Raw genomic sequence first — 20,067 nt, 5'->3', positions numbered from 1 at the left:
TTGGTGCCCTTGTGACATATCAGCGCTCGACCTCTAACTGATAGGGGTACTGCCAGTAAATGACATGTTTATGGGGCCGGTACATAGATTCCAGGTAACTGGGTGGTACCTGGTAAACCCCGGGAGTTTCTGCTCGGAGTACATAAGCAAACTGGTATTTTTGGGTCGTGAGCTTGAGTGCCGCAACATATCGATCATTACGGTGCTCAGTGTGCTCTGTGGAGGTCAATGTGACGTGCTCAGGCAGTAACTGTGAAACCGGAAATCCTTGCATTAAAGCCGGGTTCTCAAGTACAAATCCTGCGGGTATACGCTCAATTAAGAGTGCATCCGGCACGGGCTCTTTGGTCTGTAAATCAAGCACTACGACCACGCGCTCGCCGACTTTAAAACGGGTCTTATCTAAAGGTTGGCCATTTAAGTCAAACAGGCGTCTGACCATCCGCTTGGTTTTCAGGGTGTTAAACGGACTAATCTCATTAGCGATACTGGAATCCAGTTTGAGACGGCCTTTCGCCATCAATTGGACATAAACTGGTTCGTCATGTGGGTTGCGTAGTGTCATCGTTTGCGCAAGTGTATGACTGATCACCGCAGGGTGCTGCAATTGCTGGTCATTGATTTCCAGTCGCACGGGGTTATCTGGGTCGGCCTTATTGACGTGTACGGCAGTACGCAGCAAAGCGGCACGCTCTTGCGTGCTGAGCCAGGTTTTCAGGGCTTGATCTGGCAGTTGCTCTAGCAAGCTTGCCTGTAGTGCACGTGACTGAGTGCGTAGTGCGGTATGCTTTGCCAGTTTTGTCAATATCAGGGCGGACTGTGCATCGTCACGCAGCACAGAGCCGTAATCGGAAATGTAGGTGTCAGTACGATTAAGTGTGCTGGCTTGCCTGAGCAGTAACGCTGCCTGTTGGGTCGCACCGACATTGGCCAGGGCCGACGCCATATGCAGTATGCTTAACCTGGACGGATAATCGGTGATCCGCAAGGACTCTAAGTCGCTGTAGCTTACCTGGCCGCGCTGACTGGCCAGATAAGCCGCAAAGCTTTTTGCCGCGGTTGCTTCATACGCGTCCTGGCTGAGGTCATCGACCAGGTTATCCCGGGTGTATCTGAGCATACGATAGTGTGCTCGGTTAAGCATACTTTGTGGAACTGTGCCTGGAAAACGGTTGTGCGCCTCAGTTAAAAACTCTGTGACGTAAGCACTTAACCAGGGATGTTCTGTGCCCTGGCTATCCCACAGAGCAAAACCACCATTGGGTTTTTGCATGGTCTTAAGCTGTTGCACTGCCTGACTGACCAGTGTGCGAGGGTCGTTTAGTTGTTCAGCCTCTGCCTGTTTGCTCTGCAGTGCCTGTTGTAAAGCACCATCAAGCTGCGGGTGCTTAAGTAGAAACGGCCAGGCTTTACTGGTGGTCTGCTCTGCACAGCCATAAGGGTAGGCACGCAAAGCGGTGGCATATTCCCGGATAGGTAATCTGGGCGTATGACTGGCGTAAAGGGTACCTGCATTTGCCTTATCGACATGTAATCCTTGCCAAAGTGCCGGGCTGATTTGATGGCTCTGTCCGGGAGAGAGTACCAGACTGGTGGCCTGTACTATGTCAGGCTCAATGGCTTTGACGGGCACAGACCAGCTGCGTGTTTGTGTGATATCCGTACTCTGCAACTCAATTTGCACGGTTGCAGTGTGGGACAAGGGAGCGTTGGCAACCACCAGGCGAAGGGTTTTGTGCCAATGTGCCTGGTCGTCCAGCGTCACTGTGAAAGAAGTGTCTGCGGTAAACTGAACAGGGCCAGAAGGCTGGAGGCTGACGGACAAGGTCTGCTTTCGGCCACTGACGTTATGCAAGTCCAGTGTGACGGAAGTTTCATCGCCCGGGACTAAAAAGCGCGGAACGCTGAGCTCTGAAATAACAGGGGAGCTGACCGGTCGGGAGTCGACGTAGTGACCTACCTGAGATTGATTGAAAGCGGTCGCGACGATTTGAACTTCGCCGTTGTAGTCTGGCATATCGAGCGTGATGCTCGCTTTGCCGTCAATCAGTTTCACCGGTTGAGTCATCAGGATCGCGGTTTTGCTTTCGACCAGGTCATCATTGCGGTTGTCGCTGCGTTCATTGCTGTCACTGCCAAAGCGGGACTGCGCAAACGGGTCGGGGCGGTTATCATAGCGTCGAGAGTACAAATCAACCACATCGCCTCCGTAACGACGTTGATTAAACAGGTAATGATGTGGGTCTACCGGGTAATAGCGGCTCAGGTTCAGGATCCCTTTATCAACGATGGACAAAGTTACCCAGCTATTGCTGGTCTCAGATCCCGCCATATTGTCAGCCTGGATCTCGACAGTGAGTGGTTTGAGTGGCGCTATTTTGTCTGGCAAAGTCAGGCTAAGCATCAGCTCGCGGTCTTCCCGCGCCAGCCTGACTGGGACAATGCCAAAATGACGTTGTAGCGTGCGGGATTGACCACTGAGCAAGGTTGCACTGAGATACAGATCGTGGCGAGCCAGTGCTTTATCTAAAGGTACGCGCAGCGTCGTCTTTCCTTTACGTACGGTGTGACTTTGTGACCACAGCACTTTGTCTGTCTCCAGCGCCAATTGCAGTTGTCCATCAGCCGGGGCCTCCAATTCGACTGTCACTATTTCGCCGGCCTGGTAATGGGTTTTATCCAGTTGCACAGTGAGATGTTGTGGTTTGGCCTTAAGTTGCTGATAACCCCGATACCAGCCAGCGTAAAAGTCATAAACGGTTTTAATCTGACTGTTTATGTCAGTGACGGTTAGTCGATAGTTGCCCCAATTTACCGGGAAGCGCACAGTGTGAGTGTTCTGGTTTAGCATGACGGTTTGCCTGGCTTCACTGCGCCACTGTGGCTGAGACTGACGACGCCAGCCTATGCCTTCTTCATAAAACCAGAAGTAACGACCCTGGTCGTAACTGAGTTCGACCTCCAGCTCACCACTTGTTAGCTGCTGACCATCTGGACTCAACAGCGCGAGTTCAAACTCTGCGTCCGTGGCGTATTTAAACTCCGCCTGTGCGGGTTTCACCGCTGGTAGCGGGTGGGATTTCCAGCTGGTGTAACTTAGCTGGCGTTGCACCGCTGCACCGCCGGACTCTAGCAGGCTGAAATTGACTTGGGTTTTTACCGGACTTTTGAGCGCCCCGGCAGGCGCTGTGGGGAGGGTCAGTGCCAGTGTTCCCTGCTCGGATAAGTGCTGATCAGGCAGGGTCTGAAACCGATTGCTCAGGTAAAAATCTTCGCCCACAAAAAAATCGGCATAGGGACCCGTATAATGACGCACGGCACGATGAACCAAACTGGCTTTTAACGTATTGCCTGCGGCTGGGCTGCCAAACAAGTAACGCCCAAGTACTGAGACCGCCATAGAGGAGCCTGCATTGACAAATGGCTGTTGTCCGCTGAAGGTTAAATCCATGCGCTCAGGCACAAACTCTTCCAATTGAAACTCAAAATGACCGATTGCGGACTGAGCAGTGGGGTCGAGCATTACCGACACTTTATAGCGTCCGGTAGGCCAGCTTTTTCCTGTATGCAGGCGCTTACTATAGAAGCCGCCCTGTTGAGGGCTCAGTTGCTCGCGAAGCATTTCCTCTTGTAAGGGGTTGGTTACGCTGAGCGTAACGGGTTGATCGACAATTGCGACGCCATCGGCATCTCGCAAAAGAATGTTCACGGGTAAAGCTTCACCCGGTTTAACCAGATCTCGGTTGCTGTATATGTAGGCTTCCTGCTCCTGATAGGGTCGACCACCAATCTGGTATTCGGATAAATCCAGCGGGACTTCCTTGATGGGCAACAATGCCAGATCAGGTTCGTCCTGCTCACCGTACTCAGCAACGATGATGTCATCACGGTTCAGTGTGATGTCGAAATGCACGGCACCCTGGGTATCGGTTTTGGCCTCGCGCAGTAGTTCATGCTTGCGGTAGGCTTTAACCCTGGCGCCTGCGACTGGCAGCCCATTGGATAGCCGATTGACCTGAAAGCTGGCATGGCGTTTAAACACTTTGGCCTGTATACCCAAATCAGTCAGTAACAGGTGCTTTGCCTGTAAATCATTAAACATGCCAGGGGCTTTTAATACGATGATATACCAGCCGCTGGGTAAGGATTTGGGAATGGGTAATCGAGCTGACTGAGTACCTTTTTTGGTACTGGTGGGCAATGTAAATCGGTCAGCAAAGACACTGTCGTAGGCGTATTGCAGTCTATCCAGAGAGCTGGGATAGAGCTTGTCTGTCAGGTAGTAACGGCTAAGAAAGTCGTGCGCACTGTTGAGCCGCAACAATTCCACATCCACAGCATCGATGTGTTGATAGGTGATGGGAATAGACTGGTTGGATCCCTTGGCGACCACAGGTCCCGAACCAACAATGGCCAGTTTAGGTTGCTGCATGACTTTGGCTTGAGCTTGAATGCCCGCTTGTAATAAGAAGACAAAAAAGAAAACAAACACAGCGATGGAATGAAAGGGGGTCTTACCCGACATGTTAAAGCTCCTTGGGCCTGCACAGGGTGCAGCTGGGTTTTGGATAGTTCCTTGGTTGCCAGTAACGGCGTCGTAAGATCATATCATACATCGGATTATCAATCTGGGGGTCAGTAACGCGATAACAGAGTGTAGTACATCAGCGTGAACCGTGAGTGAAGCACGAAGCATTGCCCCGGCAGATACACTGAGAGTAAAATGGTGAATTGGTACAGTTGAACAGTGATATGTGTAGTATGTCTGGGGGAGTAAATATGATATTACCGGTTATTTTGTGTGGCGGCTCCGGAACCCGGCTATGGCCCATGTCGCGCGAACGCTACCCCAAACAGTTTTTACAGCTGGGCTCTGAGCACACGCTGTTGCAGGACACCTTGCTGAGGCTTGAGCCAGGCAGCAATCAGCCAGCATTGGTGATTTGCAATGAAGTACACCGGTTTATTTGTGCTGAGCAAATGCGCGCCATAGGCTATCAGGCTGGTGGGATTATACTAGAACCAGAAGGGCGCAACACGGCACCGGCCATTGCACTGGCAGCGCTCAAAGCCTGCAAAAATGGTGACGATCCAATATTGCTTGTACTGGCGTCAGATCATTACATTGGTGATGTCTCGGCATTCCGCCTGAGTATTGAACGGGGTTTGGCTTTGGCGCAGGGAGGCAAATTGGTGACCTTTGGTATTGCGCCCGACAGCCCGCATACAGGGTACGGATACATTCAATGTGGCTCGCCCCTTACTCATGATGCCGGCGATGATATAGGCGCTGAGGTAGCTGCGTTTATCGAAAAGCCTGACGAGCAAACAGCACAGGGTTATCTTGAGCAAGGCGGTTATCTCTGGAACAGTGGCTTATTTTTATTTCGAGCAAGTGATTACTTAAAAGAGTTGGCGCAGTACAGACCTGATATTTTGCAGGCTTGTGAGCAGGCGATGGCAGAGCCGCAAGTTGATCTGGATTTTACCCGAGTCAATCGTGAGGCGTTTTTAGCCGCTCCTTCTGAATCAATAGACTATGCCGTAATGGAGCATACCGAGCATGCTGCAGTCGTTCCCCTAAATGCGCAGTGGAACGACATCGGGAGCTTCGAAGCGCTTTGGCAAACTCTGAGCAAAGACTCCCAGAACAATGCCCATATCGGGAATGTCATGGCGCTGAATACGCGGGATAACCTCGTCCTCGCACAGGATCGCTTGGTGGCGACAGTAGGAGTGCAGGATTTGGTGGTCGTTGATACCAAAGATGCGTTGTTGGTGGCCCACCGCAATCAGAGTCAGACGATTAAGTCATTGGTGGATGAGCTGAAAGATCGTGAATTAGCGCAAGTAACAGACCACAGAGAAGTTTACCGACCCTGGGGCAAGTATGACATTGTTGATCAGGATCAGCGCTTTTTGGTCAAGCGGATCACGGTCAGGCCCGGACACAGCTTGTCGCGACAATTGCACTATCACCGGGCGGAACATTGGGTGGTTGTGTCAGGCACTGCTGAAGTGGAGATCGGTGAAGAGCGTCGCTTATTATGCGAGGATCAGTCGGTGTTTATTCCTGCAACTGTGGTACATCGGCTCAGCAATCCCGGTAAAGTTGATTTACAACTGATAGAGGTGCAATCGGGCAGTTATTTGGAGGAAGATGACATTATCCGGTTTGAGGATGATTATACCAGAGGGCCGCATGACAACAGCTAATTGCACAGAGATCATTGCGCAAAGTGGTATTCAGTTTGGTACCAGTGGTGCCAGAGGGCTTAATGACGGGTTTACGGCTCAGGTGTGTCAGGCTTTTATGGTTGCTATGATTGCACAACTAAAACCACGTTATGGCTTTAGTGGTGTTGTGGTGGGGATGGATAACCGTCCTTCCAGCCCGAAGATAGCGCAATATTGTGTCAGTGCGTTACATGCTTTAGGGGTGACAGTGCAGTTTGCCGGGGTGTTGCCAACGCCTGCATTGGCCTTGTATGCACAACGAAGTAAGAGGGCAGCGGTCATGGTGACTGGCAGTCATATCCCCTTTGATCGCAATGGACTTAAGTTTTATCACCCCTATGGTGAAATAGACAAAGCCGATGAAGCGGCTATTGTGGCTTGTCAGGCTGTCCCAAGCCCAATGAACATACAACCTCTGCCAGACCCTGATCATAAGATAAGTTTACCGTATTTATCTCGCATGCTGGATGTTTTTCCTGCTGACTTATGCGTCGGAAAGACCATTGGTGTGTATCAGCACACCAGTGCCGGACGTGATTTATACGTTGCTGTGCTAGAGGCACTGGGCGCGAAGGTAATTTGCCTGGGGCGCAGTAGTGAGTTTGTCCCGATTGATACTGAAGCTGTCAGCGAGCAGGATAAATCCCTTGCCCGGCAATGGACCAGGGAGCATCACCTAGATTTGTTATTCAGTACGGATGGCGACGGTGACAGACCCATGATAGCCGACCATTCAGGGCATTGGCTCAGAGGCGATATACTGGGCCTGTTGTGTGCCAAAGCACTGGATATTGAGGCGCTGAGTGTGCCGCTGAACTGTAACACCTCACTGGAGCTGTGTGGAGAGTTTAAGCAGGTTAGGCGCACACGAATAGGCTCTCCATATGTGATTGAGCAACTGACTCATTTAGCTGACATATACCCCACAGTTGCCGGGTTTGAAGCCAATGGAGGGTTTTTGCTGGGCACAGATATTATGATTAACGGTAAAGTCATTGAACGTTTGCCGACCCGGGATGCATTACTCCCGCTACTGGCCATCTTGTATCTGGTCAAGCAACGAGGCACTACCTTGGCACAGCTAACGCGTCAATATGCGGTGCGTTATACTGCCAGCGATCGTTTGCAAGGGGTTACACGGGCCAGCTCAGACTCGTTGTTAGCCATATTGCAGACACAACCGCAGAGGCTTGCCGATGTGCTTAAGTGTGATTGTGTGCCCACTGTTGCGAGCACTCTGGATGGTGTACGTTTTTTGCTCGATGATGACTGTGTTGTACACCTGAGGCAATCGGGCAATGCGCCTGAGCTGCGCTGTTATACCGAAGCATCATCGCAGCAGCAGGCAGGTGAATTGGTCAGGACACTGTTGGGGGCGTTGGCGCAGCAGTTGTCTACGCCTGCACCAGGCAGTTGATCCGGGTTAGCAAGTCCTGCGGTGCAGTATCACGAGTATCATTCAGGTACTCCTCAAATGGAGGGTAATCAACCAGCTCCAGCCCACTTTGCGGTAGCCATTGGCCAAACAGCCAGTTGTAGGGTTGCTCCAGCTCACTGTAATCCCCTTTAAAAATCAGTGAGACCAAATTACCCGCAGGAATGGTGACGGCCTCAAAGGTGTCTTGATCGAACTCAGTGCCTGGGGGCAAAGTGATACAGGCCATGGCCCGGAGATTGTCCTGCACTACTGTTTGTGGATCGTCATAGTAAATGCCAAAGTAACGGGTCTGCTCATTAATTAGGCCTTTACTGCCTGCCATCATCCCGAGTTTTTCGAAGGTTTTTCCTATTTGCATATAGTCTCCCTGATGAGCGAGGCCAATAAGGGTTAATGCGTTTTGTTGCGTTTTTTCTACCTGGTACATGGTGTTGTACTCCTGTGGTTGAGCCGGATAAAACGCAGCGCTTTGCAGAGTATCGCTTAGCTGTTGCTGGCGAAATTGATTGGGGGTCATACCATAATGACGGCTGAATGCGCGGTTAAAGGCTTCAACGCTGCCATAGTTTACCCGTTTTGCTATCTGCTGCTGAGTGAGTGTGCTGCGAACTAAGTAGGATGCCGCTTTCAACATGCGCATACGTCTTACTGTGGCGTTCACCGGTTCACCCATAAACTCGCGAAATATGCGATGGAAGTGGTAACACGACATACAGGCCACGTCAGCCAGTGTGTTTACGTCCAAATCCTGATCAACATGATCATACATATAATCAATCACCCGCAGCAGACGCTGTTGATAGTGGTTGAGTGTGGCGATACGTGTTGTCATGATGCTTTCTCGCTTAGGTTATAGGCTAGTCAGTTTAGCACTTCAAGATGCACACCAGGGTTGTTGGCGACGAAACTCAGCGTATATCAGACAGGATTGATAATGTTTGCGCACTTGTCGAAATTCGCAAATTGAGGCTACAGGTCAATTGCTTTACACTGTTCTGGCTTATTAAATGGAAAACACATTGGGAGACATCATGAAGTGCACTAGTTGTGGCGAAGGCCAGCTGCGCCCAGGGTTCATTGAAGGCTTATTTCGGGCGCATAGCTGCGACCACTGTCAGGGGGATTGGATCCTGATAGAAGATTATGTTGCCTGGAAAGAGCGTAATCCTGACTATCAATTTGCGGAACATATTGAGTTTGGCGATGAGGCAGAAGATAGCAAACGCGCGCTGATTTGCCCTGTGTCCGGTACTTTGATGCGTAAATTCAGAATTAGTGCAAATAGCGCACATCGGGTTGATTACAGCGTAGCCACTGGCGGCATCTGGCTAGATAAAGGAGAATGGGACTTGCTGAAAGCTGAGGGGCTGGCTGGCGCACTAAATCAACTGGTTACTCAGCAGTGGCAACAGCAAATCCGCGAAGACACCAGCCAGCAGAACTTCGCCGATATCTATCAGGATAAGTTTGGTGACGAAACCTACCAGCGATTGCGCGAGACCCGTACGTGGTTGAATAATCATCCTCAGAAAGCCGACCTGAGAGCTTATCTGATGGCAGAAGATCCCTATTCTGCCGAGCGTTAGGCACATTGTGTTAATTAAGGTGGCTACAGTGAAGCTCGGTTAGCCACTTGTTCAGGCTGAACACTGCTTTTGGTGCGCTGTGTTAGCCAGCGTGCCATGGGCTTTTCAATCCCATAATGGAGTAATCCTGCCAGTACTATCATGCCAAGTGTGGTGAACACAACCAGACTGGCAATGTTGTGTTCGTTGCCAAAGCGGTTAAACAGCATGTAACCCAGATGCTGATGGAGTAGGTACAAAGGATAGGTGAGTATACCCAGGTAATACCAGCGACGAAATCTGAACGGGTGGCGTTTTGCCAGGGCGGTCAGGCACAGCAGCGCAAAGAATATCCCATTGATGAGGGCGATAGTGGGTCCGTTAAAGGGAATATTAAACCAGCTTTGCATCAACGCACCAAACAACACCGACTGTGTCAGCATAAATGCCAGCGAGAGTACCAGCAGACCTGCACCTTGCCAGTTCAATCCATCACGGCGTACAAGATAAAACACGCAACCACAGGCAAAGTAGCCACTCCAGTGCGGAAACATCGCCACAAACATATTGATGTTACTACTCCAGGGCAAAAACAGCGCAAGCAAACTGACGCTCAGGACCAGTGTCAGTATGGCTTTTAGATAGGGCATAAGCCCGCATGCGACAAGCAAGACCATACACAGATAAAACTTGAGCTCGATGTACAGTGTCCAGTAAGCGCTATCCAGCGATGCAACGGAAAATAGTTCCTGTGCCATGGTCAGGTTGGTCAGGTATTGCCCAAGCGAGATGTTAAACACATCTTTGCCCCAGAGCAAAGTGGCCAGCGCAGTGATGGTCAATGCTGCCCAATAGGCAGGGTAAAGCCTGATAAAACGCGCGGTTAAGAACTCCCTGAGTGTGCGCCCTTGCAGGCTCATCAAGATCACAAATCCGCTGATGACAAAGAAAAAGTTAATACCCACATAGGTATAGCGAGTGACTTCACGGACTGCCTCAAAGTCGGCGATTGGGGCAAACCCTTCCATATGCCCGGTGTAGGTGTAGTGAAAGATCACCACACCCAGCGCACAAATAAAACGCAGCAGGTCCAGTTCATAGACGCGTTGTGTCATAACAGCTTTCCTTATTGTTTTTATAGTGGCAGTTATGATGAGAGAGAGGAAGGTTGTTTGTCTATAAATTAGCCACAAATGCGCGTGAAACATTTTCATGCTCGTCGCAGGCTAGGGGATTAATGCTGAGTGTGGTCAGTCATTGCTGTAAAGGGGGCGATATCTGTGATGCAAATACGCTCAAGTTATCGTCACTGTTTTTGTTAAAAGGTGAAACCCTCGCCAATTGTCAAAGCACGACGCAGAATAAATAAGTGCCAGGGGTGAGGGTTTCAGACAGGTTTTAGCGATGCACTTGCGCCATTAATGACTGCCACCAGGTTTGATTTAAATAGGCCTGATTAATGGTGATGATTTCTCCGGGCGTCGGTGTGTTGAGCACAACACCTTGCTGCTGCGCTGCGCTATGTACACGCTCCAGAGGGTCATACCAGCTATGAAAGGCCAGATCAAAGGTTCCGTTGTGGATAGGGATCATAATTTTGCCGCGTAGATCCAGATGCGCCTGTACGCTTTGCTCCGGAGTCATATGAATATCGGCCCAGTCGGCATCATAGGCTCCCGTTTCTATCAGTGTGTAATCAAAGGGACCATAGCGCTCGCCAATATCTTTGAAACCGGGGAAGTAGCCAGAGTCGCCGCTAAAATAAAGACGTTCATGGTCGGTTTTTATGACCCAGGAGCCCCACAATGTGCGGTTTGCATCACTCAGGCCACGCCCGGAAAAGTGTTGGGTAGGGGTAAATGCCACCATCAGGTCCTGATCATGCAGCTCTTGCCACCAGTCAAATGAATGAATTTTTTCAGCCTCGATACCCCAGCGGATCAAATCCCCTTCAACGCCAAGTGGCACTAAAAACTGAGTCGTTTTTGCATTGAGTTGTTTGACCGCCTGTTTATCCAGGTGATCATAATGATTGTGAGAGATCAGCACTTTATCAATGGGAGGCAATTCATCAAGCGAGATAGGTGGTTGATGAAAGCGGCTTGGCCCTATGAATGAAAAGGGAGAAGCACGTTCGGAGAAAACCGGGTCCAACAGCCAGTAAGCCCCATTCACTTTCAGTAGTACCGAAGAATGTCCGAGTTTAATGATATGCACGCCAACATCTGGTAAAGCGTTTAACTCCGCGCGGGTTAACTTTGAGACAGGCAATCTTTGCTCAGGCTCAGCGGCAACTTTGGCCTCGGTAAAAAACCGCCAGGTGATAACCAACGTTTTGCTCAGGCTGGCAGGCATAGTCGGGTGTAGGTTTTTAAACCGGCCTTGTTGAAAATGCTCAGACTGGTAACCCTGAGATGGCACTTGTGCATTAAGATTAGAGATCATAGAACAGCCCCCTGTAATAGCGCTAAACATGATGGCAAAAATAACCAACCACTTTTTCATTGTGTGATCCAAAAGTAAACTGCACTGTGTAGTTTACTTTTTTGGGTGGAAAAGTAAACTATTAAATGTCTTTTTTTGGATGAACTATGTGGGCTGGCTGCTGTTGCCTACTCAAAATGCCGTGGTGAAGACAACAGTTGATTTAGCTTCTCTTTGAATCCATTCGCTTTTTTAAGTTTGCAGAGCAATATCCGACACTCATGAAAATTGATAGATAGCAGCGTATCTTGTGGTGCACTACCGACAATACCATAACGGATCCGTTCATGAGGTTGCACATCCGTGTAGGTGCCAAACAGTTTGTCCCAGATGATCAACACGCCTGCAAAGTTTTTGTCGAGATAGCAGGCGTTGCTGGCGTGATGAATACGGTGATGTGTGGGGGTATTAAATACTCGCTCCAGCCAGCCCAGTTGACCAACCAGCTGAGTATGAACAAAAAACTGAAAAGCGAGGTTAATGGCCACGACGGCCAGAACCAGCTCAGGCTCAAAGCCCAGTAAGATCATCGGGGTCCAGAATAGCCACATGCCAACAAAGGGATAGAGTAAACTTTGGCGAAAGGCCGTTGAAAAGTTCATGTGTTCAGAGCTATGGTGGACCACATGTGCTAACCACAGCCAGTGTACTTTGTGTGAGGCACGATGAAACCAGTAGTATAGAAAATCTTGCAGTAAGAAAGCGCCAGCTACAGTCAGAACTGTGAGGGGAACTTCAAACAGCGCGAATTGATGTAACCAATAGAACAGCGGCATTAGCACACTCAATGCCAACAGATCAGCGCCCTGATGGAGTAAGGCGAGTATCACGTTGTGCAGACCGTCTTTGAGGCGATAGTGTCCGGGAGCGATGCGATATTCCAGCACTATGGCAATCACAAAGACTGGACTGAGTAGTAGCAAGATCCACTCAACGGACAGCATAACTTGCCTCCAGACGCGTCAGTGCGAGGTTGATGTCACGGGTGATCAGGTGGCGAATAATAAAGCCTGGCAGGTACCAGGGTGGAGCAAAGCGCACATGGTAATCAATCCGGGTTGAGGTGTTATTGTCGATTTGACGCAGCCGGATCTCACCCTGGTGTTTTTTCACCGGGAAATCACCGACGATTTGATAGCGAATTGAACCTGGGTCGGCATGCTGGATCTGTTCATAGAATCTGAGCCCCAGCATACGTACTTCGCGAATACAGCCACTGCCACCCCGAATGGCTGGATGCACAGCACTGTGCACGACTTTGAACTGGGCATTAAAAAAGCGATCTAACCTTGGGTGATCAAGCAGAGTTTCCATTACCTCATGCGGCGTGGCGGCGATGTCTCTGTGGCAGCGAACATTGACCATGGCTTTTCCTTATTCACAGTTTTGTCTAGTGTAAGTGAGGTTTATCTGGCAATCTTGCGAATAGGCGACGTAATTTTGTCCAAATGCGACATGGAAAACACTTTAGATAAAAACTATTTCACCAGTGTGCAGCTCTATCTGGAGCAATTAGGCTGGCTGTACGAAAACAGCAATCAGTACGCAAGTAACACGGAGGCTGAGCTGGGGGCGAGGATCCCTTTGGCTGAATATGAGCAGATATTGCAAGTAGGGGTTGAGCTGACTAAAGATCCTTTGTTTGGTTTTCACCTGGGCCAGCAGATCCAGTCTGCAGATTATGGCGTGTTGGGCTACCTGGTTGAAAGCTGCGAAAATTTGCATCAAGCGCTAATGGCGCTACTCAGATATGACCAGCTTGTGGCCAGCATCGGAAAAGCACAATTTCATCAACAGCATGATTGGGCCGTACTTGACTGGGTACCAAATTCACGGACCTCTCGTCATGTGATCTTGCGCAATATGACCGCCTGGGTTGCCTTAGTGCGTGCCTTGTTAACCCAAAAGGTCGCGCCTGAGCGCGTTTACTTAACCTGCTATTTGAACAACACAGAGTGTTCAGAGCTGGCGCTGTGGTTCGGTTGCCCTGTGATTGTTAGTCAGCATTGCAATCAGATTGTATTTCAGCGCGCTTATCTGTCCTTGCCCTTCAGACGGGCGAATTGCGTTATGCATGAGGCGTTACAGCGTCTGTCAGACACAGCACTGGCACAACTTCAGCAGCATCATACCGTGGCAACACAGCTTCGTATTATGCTGGCTGCCCGTCGCGATCTCAGTGATTGTCAGCTGGACAGGCTGGCTGGTGAATTAAATAAATCGGTGCGTCAGGTACAAAGGCAGCTTAAGCAATGTAATACCAGTTACTCACAGTTACTGACCGAAGAGCGGCTCAGGCGGACTCGAGACTTACTGGGCACCATGCCACTGGCCGAGCTGGCAAGAGAGTTAGGGTTTAACGAACAGGCGGCTTTTAACAAGGCGTTTAAGCGCTGGTTTGGGTGTTCTCCGGGAAAGTTCAGCAAACAAAAGCAGAACACTGGGGATTCCTGAGTAGGATTGGATACGGAGTATGACATAAAACGGGACGTTTACAGTCCCGTTATCTTGCCTGTTTTACCAAGTGATACAGACAGAGCCACCACCTTCTATTTGTTTGTCCATATGACAGGCTGCACCGCCTGAACATGCACCCTGACCACCGCCGATACGTGGCGTCATTTTGTTGTTGATTGATTGTGGTTGCTGAGACAAGTTCTTATAGTTCTTTTTGTTTAGGTTAAGCTTCATGATTAGTCCTTTTATAATTGAGTTAATGAACGACAGCTGCTGCGACTAAGGCAAAATTGCAGTTGCTGTACAAAATCCATACTGAACTATAAAAAGATATTTGTATATATTTTTTGTTAATGGATGTAAGGGAGATGAGTTTGATCTGCCAACAATGCGTATGGCAGATCTGAGAGGGGATAAATTACAATGACTCGCTGTATTGAGTCATGATTTGCTCAATCCAGGTGGCAATTCGTTCATCGCTTTTTTCGTACTGACTGTCCTCGTCGAGCGCCAGGCCTACAAACTGGCTTTTGTCTTCAGTCAGCGCTTTGGAGGCTTCAAACTCATAGTCGCTGCTATTGGGCCAGTACCCCAGAAAGTTGACACCCTGTGGCGCAATTTTATCGTGTAACATACCCAGTGCATCCTGGAACCATTGTCCATAGCCCTGTTGATCACCCATACCAAATAATGCGATGGTTTTCCCGGCGAGGTTGACCTGATCGATGTCGTCCCAGTGTGACTCCCAGTCTTCTTGTAACTCGCCAAAGTCCCAGGTTGAGATACCGAAGATCACAAAGTCGAACTGCTCTGCATTTTTCAGAGGCTCGTCTTTGATATTGTGGAGCGACAGGATGTCTTTACCCATGATCTCCTGCATCTTTTCTGCTGCCATTTCTGTGTAGCAGGTAGTTGAACCGTAAAATAACCCGATCTGCATAGTAGTCTTCGCTCAATTGGCTGTTATTATATGGCGCGAAGTCTACCTTATGGTGTAACGAATTGATACAGGCGGCCCGTGACCGATATAGAATTATCTGACCCAGCCACGCACAGTAACAGTGAGCTGATTGAATCTTTCCTGGACGCGCTCTTTCTTGAGCAAGGACTCAGTGACAACACCCTGGCTGCCTATCGGGCTGACCTGGATAAGTTTGTCCGTTATGTCGTGGCCAATCTGGATGATAAACCATTGTTGGCCATCAATAGCGCAGATGTGGAGGCCTATCTGGCCTACCGGGTCGACCAGGGGTTGAAACCGCGCAGTACCGCACGGGCAATGAGTGCCCTCAAGCGCTTTTATGCCTATTGGGTGAGCAAACAGGAGCTTCCTGCCAGCCCTTTGACACATATCGCGCAGCCCAAGTTGTCGCAGTCGTTGCCTAAAACCCTCAGCGAGCAGGAAGTTGAGGCTCTGCTCAATGCGCCAGATGTGTCAGATCCTATGGGTCTTAGAGACAAAGCGATGCTGGAATTGTTGTATGCGACGGGATTAAGGGTCACAGAACTGGTGGGGCTGCGGATGGAGCAAATTAATCTGCGTCAGGCTGTTTTGCTGGTTCGCGGTAAAGGTGGCAAAGAAAGACTGGTTCCGATGGGTGAGGAAGCGTTGCACTGGGTCGAACAATTTCTAAAGGTTGGACGAGCTCAAATGGTGAAACATGCGAATGACTTTGTCTTCGTCTCTAAGCGTGGTATCGGCATGACCCGGCAAACTTTTTGGCATCGCATCAAACACTATGCTATGTTGGCAGACGTTAAGTCACCGTTATCGCCACACACGTTGCGTCATGCGTTTGCAACACATTTGCTCAATCATGGGGCGGATCTCCGCGTTGTACAAATGATGTTAGGCCATAGCGATTTGTCGACAACCCAGATTTATACGCATGTTGCCAGTGAGCGACTGAAATCGCTTCATCAGCAACATCATCCTAGGTCGTAATGGAATTTATTTGCAGTAATCCGGTCCTAGTGATTAACAAGAGCAATTTTACGAGAAAAACATGAAAAAGTTACTTTTAGCAGCATCGCTCGCTTTTAGTGTCGGTACCGTTGCCGAGACAATCAAAGAAGTTTCACCAATGGCGGTTAGCCCCATCGCATCTCAATTTGCGGATCTGGGCTTAACAGTCAAGAGTGTATCTGACAGCCCTATTTCGGGCCTTAAGACTGTGATCACGGATAAAGGGGTATTCTATGCAAGCCCTAATGGTCAGTATCTGGTTCAGGGGACCATGATTGATGTGACAAACCGTCGTAATATCACTGAGGATGCACTCAGTGGTGTACGTAAAAATGGTGTCGCTGAGTACCAGGATTCGATGATTGTGTACAAGGCGGAAAATGAGAAACACCAAATCACGGTCTTTACTGACATTACCTGTGGCTACTGCCGTAAACTTCACCGTGAGCTGGATGATTACCTGGCAGCGGGCATTACCGTTAAGTATCTCGCGTTTCCTCGTGGCGGCCTGAGTGGTAACGGTTACAAGAGCCTGATGAACGTTTGGTGTGCTGACGATGCTGCATCTGCCATGACTGAAGCGAAAGCTGGTAACACCATTGCGGATGCAAAGAATTGTCAGGCACCGGTTGCTGAGCATTATCAGCTAGGTCAGAGTTTTGGTATTTCCGGTACTCCGGCTATTGTACTTGAAGACGGCAGTATGATCCCGGGTTATCAACCGGCAGACGCGTTGGCAAAAATGTTAGACCAGGCGAGCAAAAAATCTTAAATCTGAGGTATACTCTCAGCGTTTCTAAAAAGGCCTGCGGGCCTTTTTTGCTTTGTGGAGGTTTATACCAATTTCACTTAATTAAGCAAATTGGTATTACTTCACGTCATCAGGTAGTTCAGAGAGTGTTATGCAAACAGAGATCCGACCCAGATTACGTGTCGATGACAGTCATTTACCCACCCATCTTCACCCTGTAATTAAACAAATTTATGCCGCCAGGGGTGTAAAAGAGGCCCAAGAGCTTGATAACAGTGCCGCCACTTTGCTGGATTTTCGTTTGTTCCGGGACATGGATAAAGCCTGTGCCTTACTAGAAACAGCACTACAGCAACAGCAAAGTATACTCATTGTGGGCGACTTTGATGCCGATGGCGCAACTAGCACAGCTGTGCTGATGGAGGGGCTGCGCCTGTTTGGTCTGCAGCAAGTCGACTACCTGGTTCCTGACCGTTTTAGTCTGGGTTATGGCCTAAGTCCGGCACTGGCGGAGCAAATAGTTCAACTTGCTCCACAACTGGTGATCACCGTTGATAATGGTATCTCTTGCCTGGCAGGCATAGACATCGTAAAACAGGCTGGCATTGCTGTTCTGGTCACCGATCATCATTTGCAGGGTGAGCAACTGCCCAATGCCGACGCCATCGTTAACCCTAATCGGCACGACTGCCAGTTTCCCTCGAAATCGATTGCGGGTGTTGGTGTGGCGTTTTACTTGCTGGTGGCATTTCGTCATCATTTGCGCTCTTCGGGCTATTTTGAGCGTCAGGGCCAGACTCAGCCTAACCTGGCATCCTTGCTGGACATAGTTGCTTTGGGGACGGTCGCGGATGTCGTTGCCCTGGATGCCAACAACCGTACTTTAGTACATCAGGGACTGGCGCGAATTCGCAAAGGGCAAACCCGGCCTGGGATCCGTGCTCTGATTGAAGTGGCAAATCGCACCGCAGCCCGGCTTAACGCCAGTGATTTTGGTTTTGCACTGGCACCGAGATTGAATGCTGCAGGGCGACTGGATGATATGAGCCTGGGTATCGCTTGTTTATTGTCTAAAGAAGAGCATCAGGCACGGCGCATTGCCGCACAATTGGATAGCCTAAACCAGGAGCGACGAGAGATAGAGCAGGGCATGCAGCAAGAAGCGCAGGCGGTGCTTGAGCGCTTGGTTGCTGCGCAGCAGAGTATTCCTGATGCGGTATGTTTATATCAGGATGACTGGCATCAGGGGGTGATTGGGATCCTGGCGGGCAGACTCAAAGAAAAATACCATCGCCCGGCGATTATTTTTGCTCAGGGCGACAATGACGAAATTAAAGGGTCGTGCCGCTCAATTGAAGGCTTGCATATGCGTGATTTGCTGGAGCAGATAAATACACGCCATCCGGACTTAATCGTGAAATTCGGTGGCCATGCGATGGCGGCCGGCTTGACCATCAGAGAAGCCGACTTTAGCGACTTTAAACGCACCTTTGAGGCCCTGGTCAGCGAGACCCTCAGTGAAGAGCATAAGCAGTCGGTATTACTGACAGATGGTGAGTTACCAGCTGAGTGTTTTAATATGGACTTTGCAATGTTACTGCAACAGGCTGGGCCCTGGGGTCAGCATTTCCCTGAGCCGGTATTCAGCGGCGTGTTCGAGTTAGTGCAGCAGCGCATTGTCGGTGAGAAACATCTCAAGCTGGTGCTTAAACACCCCAGCGGTAAATTGGTTGATGCGATTGCGTTTAACATAGATGTGCGGGCCTGGCCAAACACCGCGGCACAGATGGCGGAGTTAGCTTATCAACTGGATATCAATGAGTTTAGAGGCAAGTTTACCTTGCAGTTGATAGTTCGGGAGATCCGTGCCTGCTAACATTTGCGAGAAAGGTATAAAATGTTCTCTTTAAGGGCTGATATCTGAGCCCATTATTTGTTAGTATTGGCCGTTTAGACCGCTTACATAATGTGTTGATACACAGTGGTCGCAAAATTTTCAGTCCGGTGGTCACTTTAGGTGGGCCATTGGCTGCGTCACCATCACGTAAATTGGAGTAATGTGAATGTTTGAAGTGAATCCTGTGATTAATCAAATCAAGGAAATTCGCGAGCGTACTGAACTTCTTCGGGGGTATCTTTGACTATGCTCTGAAACAAGAGCGGTTGGAAGAAGTTAATGCGGAACTGGAAGATCCAGCAGTCTGGAATGAGCCTGAGAAGGCACAGGCATTGGGTCGCGAAAAATCCAGTCTGGAAACCATCGTTGAAACCATAGACAACCTGGTGAGCGGTGCAGATGATGCAGAAGGCCTGGTTGAGCTGGCTGTAGAAGCCGAAGACGAAGAGACTTTTGCTGAAGCTGAGCAAGAAGTGCAAGGCCTGAATGCCCAGCTCGAAAAGCTGGAGTTCCGCCGTATGTTCTCTGGCGCACAAGACAGCAATGATGCCTATCTCGATCTGCAAGCCGGTTCCGGTGGTACAGAAGCCCAGGACTGGTGCAACATGTTGTTGCGTATGTATCTGCGCTGGGCAGAAGCCAAAGGGTTCAAAACTGAGATTGTCGAAGCAACAGATGGTGACGTGGCAGGTATCAAAGGCGCAACACTGCGTGTCAGCGGCGAGTATGCTTATGGCTGGCTGCGCACAGAAACCGGTGTACACCGCCTGGTCCGCAAGAGCCCGTTCGACTCAGGCGGTCGTCGTCACACCTCGTTCGCCTCTGCATTCGTATACCCGGAAATTGATGACAACATTGAGATTGACATCAACCCGGCAGATTTGCGTATCGACGTATATCGTGCCTCGGGCGCGGGTGGTCAGCACGTTAACCGGACAGAGTCTGCGGTGCGTATTACGCACTTGCCAACGAACACTGTGGTGCAGTGCCAGAACGACCGTTCACAGCACAAAAACAAAGATCAGGCAATGAAACAGTTAAAAGCAAAACTGTTTGAACTTGAGCTGCAAAAGCAAAATGCGGAAAAGCAGGCTCAGGAAGATGCCAAATCTGACATCGGTTGGGGCAGCCAGATCCGTTCTTACGTACTGGACGACTCGCGTATTAAAGACCTGCGCACCGGTGTTGAGAACCGTAATACCCAGGCGGTATTGGACGGTGATCTAGACAAATTTATCGAAGCCAGCCTGAAATCAGGCCTATAATCAACAA

Annotated in this window: 16 protein-coding genes; 8 read left to right on the top strand and 8 right to left on the bottom strand. The window is 49.7% G+C overall.

Annotated features, from left to right (window positions below; all coding sequences use genetic code 11):
* Positions 1-19: 19 nt before the first annotated feature.
* On the bottom strand, positions 20-4,525 hold the full coding sequence (locus CWC22_RS15185) for an alpha-2-macroglobulin family protein (protein WP_138538622.1): 4,506 nt from the start codon (positions 4,523-4,525) through the stop codon (positions 20-22).
* A 254-nt stretch (positions 4,526-4,779) separates the two neighbouring features.
* Here CWC22_RS15185 and CWC22_RS15180 point away from each other — a divergent pair, with 254 nt between their 5' ends.
* The gene (locus CWC22_RS15180; protein ID WP_138538623.1) at positions 4,780-6,216 is read left to right on the top strand and encodes a mannose-1-phosphate guanylyltransferase/mannose-6-phosphate isomerase; all 1,437 of its coding nucleotides are present in this window, start codon (positions 4,780-4,782) and stop codon (positions 6,214-6,216) included.
* Positions 6,203-7,654: a phosphomannomutase gene (locus CWC22_RS15175; protein ID WP_138538624.1), complete on the top strand. Its 1,452-nt coding sequence runs from the start codon at positions 6,203-6,205 to the stop codon at positions 7,652-7,654. Before CWC22_RS15180 ends, CWC22_RS15175 begins: the two co-directional genes overlap by 14 nt.
* Here CWC22_RS15175 and CWC22_RS15170 read toward each other — a convergent pair.
* A complete protein-coding gene (locus CWC22_RS15170) occupies positions 7,632-8,507 on the bottom strand; it encodes an AraC family transcriptional regulator (protein WP_138538625.1) in 876 nt (291 codons plus the stop codon). The genes CWC22_RS15175 and CWC22_RS15170 overlap by 23 nt on opposite strands.
* A 199-nt stretch (positions 8,508-8,706) precedes the next feature.
* Here CWC22_RS15170 and CWC22_RS15165 point away from each other — a divergent pair, with 199 nt between their 5' ends.
* Positions 8,707-9,261: a zf-TFIIB domain-containing protein gene (locus CWC22_RS15165; protein WP_125562760.1), complete on the top strand. Its 555-nt coding sequence runs from the start codon at positions 8,707-8,709 to the stop codon at positions 9,259-9,261.
* Positions 9,262-9,284: 23 nt separating this feature from the next.
* Here CWC22_RS15165 and CWC22_RS15160 read toward each other — a convergent pair whose 3' ends face one another.
* The 4 genes from CWC22_RS15160 to CWC22_RS15145 form a co-directional block, all read right to left on the bottom strand.
* Positions 9,285-10,355: an acyltransferase family protein gene (locus tag CWC22_RS15160; RefSeq protein WP_138538626.1), complete on the bottom strand. Its 1,071-nt coding sequence runs from the start codon at positions 10,353-10,355 to the stop codon at positions 9,285-9,287.
* A gap of 283 nt (positions 10,356-10,638) precedes the next feature.
* On the bottom strand, positions 10,639-11,745 hold the full coding sequence (locus tag CWC22_RS15155) for an MBL fold metallo-hydrolase (RefSeq protein WP_419144610.1): 1,107 nt from the start codon (positions 11,743-11,745) through the stop codon (positions 10,639-10,641).
* A gap of 107 nt (positions 11,746-11,852) precedes the next feature.
* On the bottom strand, positions 11,853-12,668 hold the full coding sequence (locus CWC22_RS15150) for a sterol desaturase family protein (protein WP_138538627.1): 816 nt from the start codon (positions 12,666-12,668) through the stop codon (positions 11,853-11,855).
* Positions 12,655-13,089, bottom strand: coding sequence for an SRPBCC family protein (locus CWC22_RS15145; RefSeq protein ID WP_125562753.1), 435 nt, complete (start codon positions 13,087-13,089; stop codon positions 12,655-12,657). Before CWC22_RS15145 ends, CWC22_RS15150 begins: the two co-directional genes overlap by 14 nt.
* A gap of 90 nt (positions 13,090-13,179) precedes the next feature.
* Between CWC22_RS15145 and CWC22_RS15140 the strand changes: the two genes are divergently transcribed.
* Positions 13,180-14,178, top strand: coding sequence for an AraC family transcriptional regulator (locus CWC22_RS15140; protein ID WP_171045083.1), 999 nt, complete (start codon positions 13,180-13,182; stop codon positions 14,176-14,178).
* A 63-nt stretch (positions 14,179-14,241) separates the two neighbouring features.
* On the opposite strand, the gene CWC22_RS15135 is transcribed toward CWC22_RS15140, so the two are convergent.
* Positions 14,242-14,415 carry a hypothetical protein gene (locus tag CWC22_RS15135; RefSeq protein WP_156202181.1) on the bottom strand — a complete coding sequence of 58 codons (174 nt, stop codon included), beginning with the start codon at positions 14,413-14,415 and terminating at the stop codon, positions 14,242-14,244.
* Positions 14,416-14,599: 184 nt separating this feature from the next.
* Positions 14,600-15,121 (bottom strand): flavodoxin FldB, encoded by a 522-nt coding sequence (gene fldB / locus CWC22_RS15130; RefSeq protein WP_058796146.1) that lies wholly within the window; start codon positions 15,119-15,121, stop codon positions 14,600-14,602.
* Between the two features lie 78 nt (positions 15,122-15,199).
* On the opposite strand from fldB, the gene xerD reads away from it, so the two are divergent.
* The 4 genes from xerD to prfB all read left to right on the top strand — a co-directional run bounded on the left by xerD (position 15,200) and on the right by prfB (position 20,060).
* Complete coding sequence (gene xerD / locus CWC22_RS15125; RefSeq protein ID WP_138538629.1) at positions 15,200-16,126, top strand: site-specific tyrosine recombinase XerD; 927 nt, start codon at positions 15,200-15,202, stop codon at positions 16,124-16,126.
* Between the two features lie 61 nt (positions 16,127-16,187).
* The gene (dsbC, locus tag CWC22_RS15120; protein ID WP_138538630.1) at positions 16,188-16,919 is read left to right on the top strand and encodes a bifunctional protein-disulfide isomerase/oxidoreductase DsbC; all 732 of its coding nucleotides are present in this window, start codon (positions 16,188-16,190) and stop codon (positions 16,917-16,919) included.
* A gap of 130 nt (positions 16,920-17,049) precedes the next feature.
* Positions 17,050-18,774 (top strand): single-stranded-DNA-specific exonuclease RecJ, encoded by a 1,725-nt coding sequence (recJ, locus tag CWC22_RS15115; protein ID WP_138538631.1) that lies wholly within the window; start codon positions 17,050-17,052, stop codon positions 18,772-18,774.
* Between the two features lie 187 nt (positions 18,775-18,961).
* Positions 18,962-20,060 (top strand): peptide chain release factor 2 gene (prfB, locus tag CWC22_RS15110; RefSeq protein ID WP_125562743.1). Its coding sequence is split into 2 segments (ribosomal slippage): positions 18,962-19,036 and positions 19,038-20,060, totalling 1,098 coding nucleotides; the frame shifts between segments, so codons are not numbered across the junction.
* Positions 20,061-20,067 lie beyond the last annotated feature (7 nt).

This window comes from Pseudoalteromonas rubra, from assembly GCF_005886805.2.
Classification (GTDB): domain Bacteria; phylum Pseudomonadota; class Gammaproteobacteria; order Enterobacterales; family Alteromonadaceae; genus Pseudoalteromonas; species Pseudoalteromonas rubra_D.
The sequence above is the reverse complement of the archived record's forward strand: the minus strand, read 5'-3'. Positions and strand labels throughout refer to the sequence as shown.

Coding starts and splice junctions, on each gene's coding strand:
- CWC22_RS15185 (WP_138538622.1), bottom strand. CDS start 4,525: ATGTCGGGTAAGACCCCCTTTCATTCCATCGCTGTGTTTGTTTTCTTT.
- CWC22_RS15180 (WP_138538623.1), top strand. CDS start 4,780: ATGATATTACCGGTTATTTTGTGTGGCGGCTCCGGAACCCGGCTATGG.
- CWC22_RS15175 (WP_138538624.1), top strand. CDS start 6,203: ATGACAACAGCTAATTGCACAGAGATCATTGCGCAAAGTGGTATTCAG.
- CWC22_RS15170 (WP_138538625.1), bottom strand. CDS start 8,507: ATGACAACACGTATCGCCACACTCAACCACTATCAACAGCGTCTGCTG.
- CWC22_RS15165 (WP_125562760.1), top strand. CDS start 8,707: ATGAAGTGCACTAGTTGTGGCGAAGGCCAGCTGCGCCCAGGGTTCATT.
- CWC22_RS15160 (WP_138538626.1), bottom strand. CDS start 10,355: ATGACACAACGCGTCTATGAACTGGACCTGCTGCGTTTTATTTGTGCG.
- CWC22_RS15155 (WP_419144610.1), bottom strand. CDS start 11,745: ATGAAAAAGTGGTTGGTTATTTTTGCCATCATGTTTAGCGCTATTACA.
- CWC22_RS15150 (WP_138538627.1), bottom strand. CDS start 12,668: ATGCTGTCCGTTGAGTGGATCTTGCTACTACTCAGTCCAGTCTTTGTG.
- CWC22_RS15145 (WP_125562753.1), bottom strand. CDS start 13,089: ATGGTCAATGTTCGCTGCCACAGAGACATCGCCGCCACGCCGCATGAG.
- CWC22_RS15140 (WP_171045083.1), top strand. CDS start 13,180: ATGGAAAACACTTTAGATAAAAACTATTTCACCAGTGTGCAGCTCTAT.
- CWC22_RS15135 (WP_156202181.1), bottom strand. CDS start 14,415: ATGAAGCTTAACCTAAACAAAAAGAACTATAAGAACTTGTCTCAGCAA.
- fldB (WP_058796146.1), bottom strand. CDS start 15,121: ATGCAGATCGGGTTATTTTACGGTTCAACTACCTGCTACACAGAAATG.
- dsbC (WP_138538630.1), top strand. CDS start 16,188: ATGAAAAAGTTACTTTTAGCAGCATCGCTCGCTTTTAGTGTCGGTACC.
- recJ (WP_138538631.1), top strand. CDS start 17,050: ATGCAAACAGAGATCCGACCCAGATTACGTGTCGATGACAGTCATTTA.